Raw genomic sequence first — 12,068 nt, 5'->3', positions numbered from 1 at the left:
CGGTGTCTAGTGCGAAATGTTCAGCGCCACGAGGAATCGCGACACCATGTTGTAGGCCGCCGCGGTGGCGACCACTTCGACCACGGCCGAAGGCTCGAAGCGCACGTTCAGGCGGTCCATCAGCTCGGTGGGCACCTTGACATCGCGCGTCATCCTATCGGTCAGCGCCAGCAGCAGAAGCTCATCCTGCGTGAAGACCCCTTCAAAGGCGCCTGCGGGATCGGGCGCGCACAGCGCATCGATCTTCTCCTGCGCGAATCCGGCCTTCAACGCATGCGGCACATGCGCCTCGAACTCGAAGGCCGCCTCGTTGAGCACGGCGACGCGCAGGATGATCATCTCGCGCAGGTCGGCCGGCACCGATGTGCGGTTGCGCACGGCCGTCAGCATCGACTCCCAGCCACTGGCGATGCTCGGGCTGTTGAGCAGCACCTGGTAGAGCAGCGAGATCCGGCCGCGCTCCGAGAGGATGCGGGCCTCGATGCCGGCGAGCTCGGGAACCGTGCCCGGCACCACCAGCGGAACGCGGATGTGGCTCGTGCTCATCATTCAGCCTTGATGTTGCGTGACTTGATCAATGCGGCCCACTTGGCCGTGTCGGCCTTCAGCAGCGCTGCAAGCTCCTGCGGCGTGGATGTCTTCGGCTCGGCGCCACCACGCAGCAGCCGGGCGCTGACATCGGGGTTGGCGATCGCGCTGCGCACGGCCTTGTTCAGCTCCTGCACCACCGCCGGAGACGTCTTCGCCGAGACGAAGAGCGCATACCAGTTGTTCGTGTCCACGGCCTTGATGCCCTGCTCGTCGAAGGTCTTGACCTGCGGCAGCGAAGGATGGCGCTTGCCCGCCGCGATGCCGATCGCCTTGAGCCGGCCGCCCTGCACGTGCGGCATGATCGCCGCGACGTCGGCGAACACGCCCTTGACCTGGCCGCCCATCAGGTCCGTGAAAGCCGGTGCCATGCCTTTGTACGGCACATGCAGGAAGCGTGCGCCGGTGGCTTCCTCGAGCTGAATCAGGGCCAGATGGGGAATGCTGCCGGACCCCGAAGAGGCCATCGGCGTGGACTCCTTGCTGGCCTTGGCCGTCTTCACGAACTCCGCGGCATCCGCTGCAGGGTCCTTCGCGCCGACCACGAGCACTTCCACGTTGTTCGCCACGAGCGAGACCGGCGCGAAGTCGCGCTGGGTGTCGTAGGGCGACTTCTCGACCAGCGACGGATTGATGGCGGCAGCGCCCACGCTGGTGATCCAGATCGTGCTGCCATCCGCTTCGGAGCGCAGGGTTTCCAATGCGCCGAGCGCGCCGTTGGCGCCGGGCTTGTTGTCGACGATGACCGGGCGCTTGAGTTCGCGCCCGAGCTGCTCGGCCAGCGTGCGCGCCACGAAGTCGACCGGGCCGCCCGGGCTGAACGAGGTGACGATGCGGACCGGCTTCCCGCCGGCCTGCGCGAATGCGGCAGATGCCAGCGAAAGCATCGCGGCCGCGGCCAGGACTTGTCTTCTCTTCATCGCTTGTCTCCTTGCTTGCCTTGCGGGCCGCTCAGTCGCAGCGCGCCGTCATGCCGCCGTCCACGACCAGTTCGGTGCCGGTCACGAAGCGGGCTTCGTCGCTGGCGAGGTAGAGCGCCGCGCTCGCCGTGTCGCGGCCGTCGCCCATGAAGCCCAGCGGGATGCGCTTGACGCGCGACGCCAGCAGCGCTTCGATGTCGCCACCGGTGCGCTGCCTGGCCAGGCGTGCCTCGACCATCGGGGTGTGCAGCTGTCCCGGCACCACGGTGTTGACGCGCACGCCGTCGGCCGCATGCTGGACCGCCACCACGCGCGACAGATGGATCACCCCGGCCTTGCTGGCCGCATAGGCCACCTGCGCGCTGCCGGTCCAGCGCAGGCCCGAGGTCGAGGCCACGTTGACGATGGCGCCGCGCTTGCGCTCGATCATGTGCGGCAGCACGTGCTTGCAGGTGAGGAACACGCTCTTGAGATTGACGTCGATCTGCGTGTCCCAGGCCTCTTCGCTGAGCTGCACCGGGCCGCCCGCGGCCGAGCCGCCGACGTTGTTGATCAGGATGTCGGGCGCGCCATAGGTCTCGATGCAGGCCTCGACCATCGCTTGCACGCTCGCGGAACCGGTCACGTCGCAGATGCAGGTGGTGATGGATGCCGCGGCGCTGCCAGCGAGCGACAGGGTCTCGGCCAGGCGCTCGGCGTCGCGGTCGACCGCGAGCACCCTGGCGCCCTCTTCCGCGAGCCGCACGGCCATCGCGCGACCGTTGCCCCAGCCTGCGCCCACGCAGCCCGCGCCGGTCACGATCGCGACCTTCGATTCGAATCTCTTCATCGTTGCTCCTCGAGCCCGGCTTCCCCGGGAAAACCTTGAGTCTGGGCCGAACGCAAGCAAAGTTAAATCGAATGAGGCCTATATCAGATATGTCTTTGCGCTATGGATCTCAAACAGCTCGAGTACTTCGTCGTCGTGGTCGAGAAAGGCAGCTTCAGCCGCGCCGCGGCCGCCCTGAACCTGGCGCAACCGAGCATCAGCCGACAGGTCGCATTGCTTGAACAGGAGCTCGGCCAGCGCCTGCTGGAACGCACCGGCCGCGGCGTCACGCCGACGCAGGCGGGCCATGCGCTGCAAGCCCATGCCCGCGTCATGCTCAACGCAGCCGCGCAGGCCCTGTTCGAGATCAAGGAGATGAGCGACGAACCCGCCGGCAAGGTGGTGGTGGGGCTGCCGAACCGGGTAGCCAGCGGCCTGTGCGTGCCGCTCGTGCGGGAGTTCCGCGAACGGCTGCCCAATGCGATGCTGTCGGTGGTGGAAGGGCTGAGCCTCTCGCTGCGCGAGGGCTTGCTGGCCGGGCGCATCGACGTCGGCGTGCTCTTCGACCCTCCGCCAACGCCGTTGCTGAGCTACGAGCCCCTGATGCGCGAGCGGCTGCTGCTCGTCACGCCAGAAGGCTATCGGCTGCCCGAGCGCGTCTCGCTGGCATCCCTTGCCGATTTCCCGCTGATCCTGCCCGCCGTGCCGAACCCCATCCGAAGCCTGGTCGACGCGGTGATGCTGCCGCGCAAGATCAACCTGAACATCGTGGCCGAAGTGGGTGCCGTGCACACGGCGCTGACGGTGGTCGAGGAGGGAATGGCCTGCTCCATCCTGCCCGAGGGCGCGCTCAATCTCAGCGCGCGCCGCGCGAAGGTGCGGGCAGCCCCCATCGGGCCTCCGGCCATGTGGAACAGCCTGGTGCTGGCAATGCCGACCGCGCGGCCCGCCAGCCGCCTCATCCAGGAGACCGCGAGGCTGCTGCGGGCGCTGGACTTTCGCGCGTATCGGCCGGCGGCGCCGATGCCAGCCGGCGAAGAGTGAATCTCAGAAGTCGATACGGATGCCCGCATCCTTCACTGCCTTGCCGATCTTGGCGAGGTCGTCCGCGATCAGCTGCCTGAACTGCGCCGGGCTGGACTTCACGGGTACGAAGGACAGCTCGGCGAACTTGACCTTCAGTGAAGGCGCATCGACTGCCTTGGCGATCTCGCTGTTGAGCCGGTTCGCGATGTCCGCGGGAAGGTCCGCGGGGCCCCAGATGCCGTACCACGACAGCAGCTCGAAGCCGGGCATGCCCGCCTCGGACAGCGTCGGCACATCCGGCATGGACGGAACACGCACCTTGCTGGTCACCGCGAGCGGACGCAGGCGCCCTCCCTGCACGAAGGGCGCGACGCCGGGCATCGGCGAGATCGCGGCCGAGACGTGGCCGCCGATCACGTCGGTCAGCTGCGGCACGGCGCCCTTGTAGGCAACGATCTCCATCTGCAGGCCCAGTGCGCGGTTGACCATCTCCTCGCTCAGGTGGCTGGTGGTGCCGAGCCCGGAGGTCGCCCAGGTGTACTTGTTCGGATTGGCCTTGGCCAGCCGCACGAACTCGCCCATGGTCTTGGCCGGCACGTCGTTGTTGACGGCGACGATCAGCGGCACGTAGCCGATCTGCCCCACGGGGGTGAAGTCGCGCTGCGCGTCGTAGGTCTTCTTCGCGACGACCAGCGGCAGGTAGGCCTGGCTCGATGCGTTGAACAGCAGCGTGTAGCCGTCGGGCTTGGCTTTCTTCACATGCATCGCCCCCACGAAGCCCGAGGCGCCCGGCGCGTTGTCGATCACGATGGGTTGTCCGAGCTGTCGCTGCAGTTGGTCCGCCACGAGGCGCCCGACGGTGTCGATCGAGCCGCCCGGCGTGTAGGGAATGACCATTCTTATCGGCTTGTTCGGATAGCCCTGCGCATGAGCGAAGGCGCCCACGAGCAGCGCCGCGCCAGCGAGCGCCAGCTTCAGGCCGGAAAGGCTGGATTTCTTGACCATGTTGTCTCCTGGTGTATTGATGTGATTCGAGTGACGCCGCCATGGCTGAGCCGGCCGCCTCGTTGCGCTATGCGCCAGCGCGCGAGCCGTAGACGCGCTGCGCAAACGCTGCGATCGCGTCGGCCATCGCGCGAGGCTGTTCCGGCGCCATCGCGTGACCCGCGTCACGGACCACCTGCACCGTGACCCGGTCGCCCAGGTAGGGCTTCATCACGCCGGGAATCACCACCGCGTCGTGCTCGGCCTGCAGATCGAGGATGGGCACGTGCTGGCCCGCGGAGAAGTAGTCGTCGACCGGCGTCACGCGCCGGGCGTGGCTTTGCGCCTCGTGCGCCTCGGCACTCCAGCCGTCCAGCCAGACGCGCGGGTCATGGCCCGGGGCGAAGAAGGCGCGCCGCAGGCAGTCGATGCGCTGCGCTTCGGACAGGCTCGGGTCGCCTGCGCCGTCGATAGCATCGCGCAGACGGCCGTACGGCTTCTCCTGCGACCCGGGCGGCAGCTTTCCCGCCGATGCGGCTGCCATCACCACGCCGCGCACGAGGTCCGGGCGGTCCGCGGCCAGCGCGCGTGCAGGCTGGCTGCCCCACGCATGGCCGACAACCAAGAGCGGGCCGGTGCGCTCATGGTCCAGCACTGCGGCCACGTCGGCAGCGAAGTCGTGCATGTCCAGCGACTGCATCGGCCCCTGGCTGCGGCCGATGCCGCGCGGCTCCGGACGCAGTACGCGAAAGCCCTCGCGCGCCAGCATGGCCGCGACCTCGTCGTAGTCGCGCCCGGACCGCGCGAGCGAAGGAAGGATGCAGATCGCGGGCCCCTCGCCTTCGTCGGCGTACTCGATGCGGATCTGCGCACCGTCGCGCGCCGAGGGATAGGTGATCAGCTTGCGCGATACGGGGGCATGCGTCGCGGCCTGTGCGGTTGAATCTTTCGTCTCCATGCCTGGAGTCTTTCAGGGGCCGACATCAAGGGTAAGCACATGGCTCCTATAGCAGATATGTTTTTCTGCTATCTAGCCGTGCGATGGCGAAGAAAGTCTGCGGGCCACCGCGTCGCTCCCCGCCGTCTGGGTCTCGTGCGTGGAAATCGAGCGCGCAGGCGCGACGGTTCTCCGCGCTGCATGCCTGCAGGCGCGGACCGTCGATACCGAACGCGCGAAGGCGGTGTCGTACGCTGGCAGCCCCTCAGGCCGTCAGCCCCTGCCGCCCATCGGCCTTGTCGAGCGACCAGATGTTGCGCAGCAGGGCCTGCGCACGCTCGGCGCCGATCACCGGCGCAGCGAGCTCCAGGAATTTGTCGTCGAGCTCCGCGTCCGACAGCGGCAGCTCGGGGTCGCCCTTGCGGTCGGGCTGCAGCCAGGCGTGGCGCTGGCCATCGTTCGTCTCGATCTCGACGCGGGCTGAACGCCGACCCGGGAAGGCCGCATCGATCTCCGGATCGACCACGGCCGTGATGCGCGCCATCATGGCGCGCACGTCGGCATCGGCCAGCCGCTCGGGCGTGTAGGCCGCGAGGCGGACGCTGCCGTGCACCAGCGCGGTCGCCACCACGAAGCGCATGCTGAAGCGGGCCTCGTTCTCGGTGCGCGGATCCTCGTAGCAGGCGATGTCCAGCGCCGGGCCGTAGGTGGCCACGTGGACGCGGCGGATGTCCGCGGCCCGCAGACCGTGCCGGCGCGCCAGCTCCAGGGCCCCGTCGATGGCCGCGAAGGTGTGGCCGCAACCGATGTGGTTCTTGAAGGTCAGCCGCTTGATGTGGAAGTCGCGCCCGAGCGTGTCGCCCACCGCCGACCAGTCGGGGCCATCGCTCATGGCGCGGCCGAAGCCTGCCTCGCCGTCGAGCACGTCGAGCGAACCGGTCACGCCCTGCGCGGCCAGCTGCGCGGCGAGCACGCCGCCCTCGGCGGCCCGGCCCGCATGCAGCGGCTTGGACATCGAATCCATGCGGAAGGCCTGCTGCAGCCCCGCCGCGAAGGTCGCGGCCGTGGCGAGCGCATGGGCGAAGGGCGCGCCGTGCAGCCCGAGGAGGCCGGCGGCGGATGCAGCCGCGCCGAAGGTGCCCACGGTGCCGGTGTTATGCCAGTGGCGATAGTGGGCCCGCCCCATCGTCACGCCGATGCGCGTGGAGACCTCGTAGCCCAGCACCACGCCACGCAGGAAGTCCAGCCCGCTGGCGCCGCGCTCCTGAGCGATGGCGAGCGCCGCCGCCACGGTGGCCGCGCCCGGGTGGTACATGGCGTCGCGGAAGCTGTCGTCCACCTCGGCCGCATGGGCCGCGGTGCCGTTGAGCAGCGCCGCCGCTCGGGCAGGTGCGAGGCGGCCGTCCGGCAGACGCGCACGGCCGCGGCCTAGGTCGTCGGCCAGCAGTGCGCGCAACTGCGGCATCGGTGCGACATCGAGCCCCGGGAACAGCGCGGCATGCCAGTCGATCACCGCGCGCTTGGCGTGGTGAAGCACCTCGTCGTCGAGCCGGGCCTGGCGGAATTCGGTGGCGTAACGGGCGAATGTCTCGGTGGCGTGCATGGGTGTCCGATCGGTTCGAGAAAAGAAAAAAGTTAAGCAGCGGCGAACGCTGCCGGCGCGCCGCTCAGGCCAGCACCACCACCCCATCGGCGGCACGCACGCCCTGCCCCTGGGGCAGCACGAAGACGGGGTTGATCTCGGCCTCGACCAGGCGCTCGCCGAGCTGCGCCGCCATGGCCGAGAAGGCGACGATCGCATCGACCAGCGCTTCGACGTCGGCCTTCGGCCGGCCGCGAAAGCCGTCGAGCAGCGGCCAGGTCTTGAGGTCGCGCGCCATCGACAGCGCCTCGGCGCGGCTCAGCGGTTTCAGACTCTGCACGTCTCGTGCGTCCTGCGCCAGCAGGCGCATGGTGGTGTCCTTGAAGAGCTCGGCCGTCACGCCGCCCATGCCCAGCAAGATGGCCGTGCCCAGCGCATCGCGGTGCATGCCCAGGATGAGCTCAGTGCCGCCCGCGACCATCTCCTGCACCAGGAAGCGCTGCGCATCCGTGCCGGTGCGGCTCTTCACCTCGGCCGCCATGCGGCCGATGCGCTCGCCGATGGTGTCGGCGCCCAGGCCGACGGCGACGCCGCCCACGTCGCTCTTGTGCGTGATCTGCGACGACAGGATCTTGAGCACCACTCGCCCGCCAAGCTCGCGCGCGGCGGCTTCGGCCTCGGCGGGCGACGCGACCACGCGTTCCGCGGCGCAAGGCACGCCGAAACGCGAGAACAGCTGCTTGGCCTGCGCCTCGTCGAGCGAGCCGGATGGCAGGTCGCCGGCCTCGACCAGCGGCGGTGCCTCCTCGTCTTGGGCAGGCGCCACGAAGCGCTGCACGCGCAGCATGCCGGCGAGCGCAGCCGTGCAGCTCTCGGCGGCGGTGAAGGCCGGCACGCCGCGCCGCGTGAGCAGCGCGCCCACTTCAGGCGCATGCGGGCTCACATAGGCCATCACCGGCTTGTCGGAGTTGGGCAGGCATTCCTGGATGGCACCGGCCAGCAGCTCGGGCATTGCGAGGCTGGAGGAGCCGACGATGATCACCAGCGCGTCGTAGCTCGGGCTCGCCAGCAGCGCATTGATGGCACCGCGCAGCAGGTCGGGGCGCAGGCCCGCGAGCGTCACGTCGATGGGGTTTCGGTCGAGCACGGCTTCGCTGCCGGTCTGCAGCGCGCGCAGCGCATCGGCGGTGGCCGCGTCGGGCGCGGGCGTGTCGAAGCCTGCCACGCCCAGGTCGTCGGACACCAGCGTGCCGGCGCCGCCGGTGGAGGTGAGGATCGCGACGCGCGCGCCGCGCAGCTTGCGGCCGGTGCACAGCGCTGCCGGAATGTCGAGCAGGTCGGAGAAGCTCTGCGCGCGGATCACGCCGACCTGCCTGAACAGCGCGTCGTACATGCTGTCGGCGCCGGCCATCGCGCCGGTGTGCGACACGGCGGCCTTCGCGCCGGCTTCCGAGCGGCCGATCTTGAAGGCCACTACCGGCTTGCCCATGCGCGCGGCCTTCAGGCAGGCGGCACGGAAGCTGGCGGGGTTGCGCACGGTCTCGACGTACAGCGCGATCACCCTGGTGGCCGGGTCTTCGGCGAGATGATCGATGAAGTCGGCCAGCTCCAGATCGACCTCGTTGCTGGTGGAGATCAGCTTCGACAGGCCGATGCCGCGCGCCGCGGCGCGCGACAGCAGCGAGCCCAGGATGCCCCCGCTCTGCGAGACCACGCCGATGCCGCCGGCCTGGAACTCGTCCATCTCCAGCGCACCGGACGGCGACAGCACGATGTTGTCGGTGAGGTTGACGAGCCCGATGGTGTTCGGCCCCAGGATGCGCATCGCACCGGCAGCCTCCACCAGCTGCTGCTGGCGACGCGCGCCCTCCTCGCCGGTCTCTGTGTAGCCGCTGGCCAGCACGATGGCGGCGGCGCAGCCGCGCTGCGAGAGCTCCTTCACGGCCAGGTGGGCGCGCTCGGCGCCCAGCAGCACGACTGCGACGTCGGGCACCTCGGGCAGCGAGGCGATGTCGGGATAGCACGGCAGCTCGCCGATGCGCTCGACCTTCGGGTTCACCGGCATGATGCGCCCCGCGAAGCCGTGCTTCTGCAGGTAGGCCACCGGCCGGCCCGTGGTCTTCTTCGGGTCGGCCGAGGCGCCGATGACGGCGACGCTGCGCGGGGAGAGCAGTTTGGCGATGGCTTCGTTCATGGCCTCACTCCTTCGAGGCCGTCTTGGCCAGGAAGGCCTCCACCGACGCGCGGTGCTCGCTGCTGGTGTAGCAGATGCCCTGGGCCTGGCTGCCCTGCGAGAACACGTCGTGCGAGGAGAGCTCGAAGCTCTGGTTGAGGATGGTCTTCGTCAGCGCCAGCGCGGTGGAAGACGCGGACGACAGCTCGCGCGCCCACGCCTGCGCGTCGGCCACAAGAGTCTCCGCGCTGGTCTTGCGATCGACGATGCCCAGCGCGACGGCTTCGTCCACCTTGACTTGGCGGCCGGTGAAGATCAGTTCCTTGGCCTTGGGCAGGCCCACGCGGCGCGGCAGGAAGTACATGCCGCCGCCGTCGGGAATGATGCCGCGCAGCACATAGCTCCAGGTGAAGCTGGCCCACTCGCTGGCGATGACGAAGTCGCATGCCATCGCGGTGTCGGCACCCAGCCCCGAGGCGGCGCCGTTGACGGCCGCGATCACCGGCTTGGGCATGGTGTGCAGCAGGGCCTGCACGTGGTGCACGCGCTGCTGGCGGTGCCAGCCGTTGAAGCCGACCTCCCCCGCCGGCGCGTTCATGCGCTTTTGCATCCCGCTGATGTCGCCGCCCGCGCAGAAGCCCTTGCCCGCTCCGGTGAGCACCATCGCCCGGACGCCCTTGTCGGCGGTCACGCGCTCCAGCACGTCGATGAACTCGGTGCGCATGTCGTCGCTCATGGCGTTGCGCTTGTCGGGGCGGTTGAATGTCACGGTCGCGATGGCGTCCGTCACCTGATAGTCGATGAGGGTGTAGGTCATGTTCTTCTTCCTGGGGGCTGGCCGGTGGCTGCCGTTCAATCGGCCTTGATGCCGTTTTCCTTGATCACGCGCGCCCAGCGTTCTTCCTCGGCCCGCACGTAGGTGTCGAGCTCCGCCGGCGGGCCGGCATTGATGACGAGGCCTTCGTGCTCGATCTTTCGCACGAAGTCGGGCGCGCGCGCCGCCTTGCGGGCCGCGGCGTTGAGCCGGTCGATGACTGCCGCCGGCGTGCCGGCGGGCACGTACAGGCCGTACCAGCTCTCCACCACATAGCCCGGCACGCTGGCGGCGATGGCCGGCACGCCCTTGAACGCGGGTGAAGGCTGCGCCGTGGTCACGCCGAGCGCGCGCAGTTTGCCGCTGTCGACGAAGGTGGACACCGCCGCGGCGGTGGCGAACATCATGTCGACCTGGCCGCCGAGCAGGTCGGTGAGCGCCGGACCGGCGCCGCGGTAGGGAATATGCGAGAGCTTGACCTTCGCGAGGTTGGCGAACATCTCTCCGGCCAGGTGGGCGGAGGTGCCCGCGCCCTGCGACGCGAAGGTCAGCTTGGCCGGATTGGCCTTGGCCGCGGCGACCAGGTCGGCCACCGACTTGTAGGGGCTGTCGGGCCGCACCACCAGCACGTTGGGGCCGCGCCCGATGAGGATGACCGGCGCGAAAGCCTTGTTGCTGCCGTACGGAAGCTTGGGCTGCAGCGCCGGGTTGACGGCATGGGCGAACGAGGCGACCACCACGCTGTAGCCGTCCGGCGCGCTCTTGGCCACGTTGTCGGTGCCGATCAGCGTTCCGGCGCCCGGCTTGTTGTCGACGATCACGGGCTGGCCGAGATCCTTGGACATTTCGACGCCCAAAGTGCGGGCGATGATGTCAGTACCCCCGCCGGGAGCGAACGGCACCACGAAGCGGATGGGCTTGTCGGGGTAGGCGGCGAATGCCGTGCCGAAGGCGAAGAAAGCAGTGAAGCCGAGGAAGAGAAGGAAAAGCGCGCGCATCCTGCGCAAGCCATGAGCAGTCATGATCTGATGTCTCCAGAACCAAGTAGTGAATCCCTGGTGATCGCGGACGTTCTTGGCTACGCCGCAAGTGGGTGCACGGACTTTAGGAGGAAGCACTCCGGTTCGGGGGATGCAATTCCACTGCTTGGAATTTCCCTGCGATGATCCAGGCTCTTCTCTCATCCAGTGCCATGACTGATCAAGCCCGCTTCTTCCTCGATCACAAGCCAGGACGGTCGCCCGCGAACCGCTCGCTGGAGCGGGGCGTGGAGATTCTTCGCGCGTTCCGCCCCGGCTCGGAGCTGCTGGGCAACGGCGAACTGGCCGAGCGCACGGGCCTGTCCAAGGCCACGGTGAGCAGGCTCACGCAAACCCTGGTCGGCAGCGGGATGCTGCAACTCGACAAGGCCGAGCGTGCGTATCGGCTGGCGCCCGCGGTCCTGAGCCTCTCCCATGCGATGCGCACCGCATCGCGCGTGCTGCAGGCAGCGGCTCCGCGCATGCTCGAATTGGCCCGGCAGCGCCATATCAACGTGGGGCTGGCGGCACCCGACCGGGACGAGATGGTCTACCTGGAGTCGATTCGCTACGCCAGGCGCGCCGCGCTTCGCCACGTGGTTTCCGGCCAGCGCGTACCGATGGAGCTCACCTCGCTGGGACGCGCATACCTGGCCTCACTCACGCCGCAGCACCGGACCCAGCTCATGCAGCTTCTTTCAAAACGACGCGTCAAGTGGAAAGGCATCGAGTCCGAGATCAGGAAAGCGTGCACCGACGTCCGCACGCGAGGCTTCTGCGCCGCGGCCTGGCAGCCCGAGGTGGTTGCGCTGGCTACACCGCTGGAGGTGGAAGGCAGCATCTACGTGTTGAATATCAGCCTTTCGACACAGGAGTCGATCGAGGCAATCGCGCAGGACCTCGGACCGTCGCTGCTCGCCCTGGCGCAGGCTGTACGCCACGAGCTCGCGGTGCGAGAGCCCAGGTCTGAGTGAACTGACCATTCGTGGACTGAGCTATCCCGGATCGATTCGGAACAATCGGGAAAGCAGATAGAAACATGGGTGCACAACGGCTGTTTGCGCTGGTCGGAATGACCAATATCTTGAAGACTCCGCCAGATGACACTGGGCTGCCAGCAGACGATTTCCCAATGAAAAAGGGCGTTCACCGACTTCAGTGAACGCCCTCGGGGCTGGGTCTACTGAATGATCAGCTGGAAGCCCGACAAATACTGG

The 12,068-nt window shown here is 68.5% G+C and carries 11 protein-coding genes; 2 read left to right on the top strand and 9 right to left on the bottom strand.

What is annotated here, in order from left to right:
- Positions 1–6: 6 nt before the first annotated feature.
- From EJP67_RS25295 to EJP67_RS25285, 3 genes are read right to left on the bottom strand one after another with little or no spacing between them, the layout of a single operon-like run.
- On the bottom strand, positions 7–546 hold the full coding sequence (locus EJP67_RS25295; protein WP_126024500.1) for a carboxymuconolactone decarboxylase family protein: 540 nt from the start codon (positions 544–546) through the stop codon (positions 7–9).
- Positions 546–1,508, bottom strand: a complete 963-nt coding sequence (locus EJP67_RS25290) for a Bug family tripartite tricarboxylate transporter substrate binding protein (protein WP_126024499.1) — start codon at positions 1,506–1,508, stop codon at positions 546–548. Before EJP67_RS25290 ends, EJP67_RS25295 begins: the two co-directional genes overlap by 1 nt.
- A gap of 31 nt (positions 1,509–1,539) precedes the next feature.
- Entirely contained in the window at positions 1,540–2,337 is a 798-nt protein-coding gene (locus EJP67_RS25285; protein WP_126024498.1) for an SDR family NAD(P)-dependent oxidoreductase, read from the bottom strand.
- Positions 2,338–2,439: 102 nt separating this feature from the next.
- Between EJP67_RS25285 and EJP67_RS25280 the strand changes: the two genes are divergently transcribed.
- Positions 2,440–3,360 (top strand): LysR substrate-binding domain-containing protein, encoded by a 921-nt coding sequence (locus tag EJP67_RS25280; RefSeq protein WP_126024497.1) that lies wholly within the window; start codon positions 2,440–2,442, stop codon positions 3,358–3,360.
- 3 nt (positions 3,361–3,363) lie between these two features.
- Here EJP67_RS25280 and EJP67_RS25275 read toward each other — a convergent pair whose 3' ends face one another.
- From EJP67_RS25275 to EJP67_RS25250, 6 genes are all read right to left on the bottom strand, one after another.
- On the bottom strand, positions 3,364–4,347 hold the full coding sequence (locus tag EJP67_RS25275) for a Bug family tripartite tricarboxylate transporter substrate binding protein (RefSeq protein ID WP_126024496.1): 984 nt from the start codon (positions 4,345–4,347) through the stop codon (positions 3,364–3,366).
- Between the two features lie 67 nt (positions 4,348–4,414).
- Entirely contained in the window at positions 4,415–5,284 is an 870-nt protein-coding gene (locus tag EJP67_RS25270) for an alpha/beta fold hydrolase (RefSeq protein ID WP_126024495.1), read from the bottom strand.
- Between the two features lie 244 nt (positions 5,285–5,528).
- The gene (locus tag EJP67_RS25265; protein ID WP_126024494.1) at positions 5,529–6,866 is read right to left on the bottom strand and encodes an MmgE/PrpD family protein; all 1,338 of its coding nucleotides are present in this window, start codon (positions 6,864–6,866) and stop codon (positions 5,529–5,531) included.
- A gap of 64 nt (positions 6,867–6,930) precedes the next feature.
- A complete protein-coding gene (locus EJP67_RS25260; protein WP_126024493.1) occupies positions 6,931–9,039 on the bottom strand; it encodes an acetate--CoA ligase family protein in 2,109 nt (702 codons plus the stop codon).
- Positions 9,040–9,043: 4 nt separating this feature from the next.
- On the bottom strand, positions 9,044–9,835 hold the full coding sequence (locus tag EJP67_RS25255; protein ID WP_126024492.1) for an enoyl-CoA hydratase/isomerase family protein: 792 nt from the start codon (positions 9,833–9,835) through the stop codon (positions 9,044–9,046).
- Between the two features lie 35 nt (positions 9,836–9,870).
- Complete coding sequence (locus EJP67_RS25250) at positions 9,871–10,830, bottom strand: tripartite tricarboxylate transporter substrate binding protein (RefSeq protein ID WP_126024641.1); 960 nt, start codon at positions 10,828–10,830, stop codon at positions 9,871–9,873.
- A 194-nt stretch (positions 10,831–11,024) separates the two neighbouring features.
- Between EJP67_RS25250 and EJP67_RS25245 the strand changes: the two genes are divergently transcribed.
- Positions 11,025–11,825: an IclR family transcriptional regulator gene (locus tag EJP67_RS25245; protein ID WP_126024491.1), complete on the top strand. Its 801-nt coding sequence runs from the start codon at positions 11,025–11,027 to the stop codon at positions 11,823–11,825.
- The last annotated feature ends 243 nt before the right edge of the window (positions 11,826–12,068 follow it).

This window comes from Variovorax guangxiensis, assembly GCF_003952165.1.
Lineage (GTDB): Bacteria > Pseudomonadota > Gammaproteobacteria > Burkholderiales > Burkholderiaceae_C > Variovorax > Variovorax guangxiensis.
The sequence above is the reverse complement of the archived record's forward strand: the minus strand, read 5'-3'. Positions and strand labels throughout refer to the sequence as shown.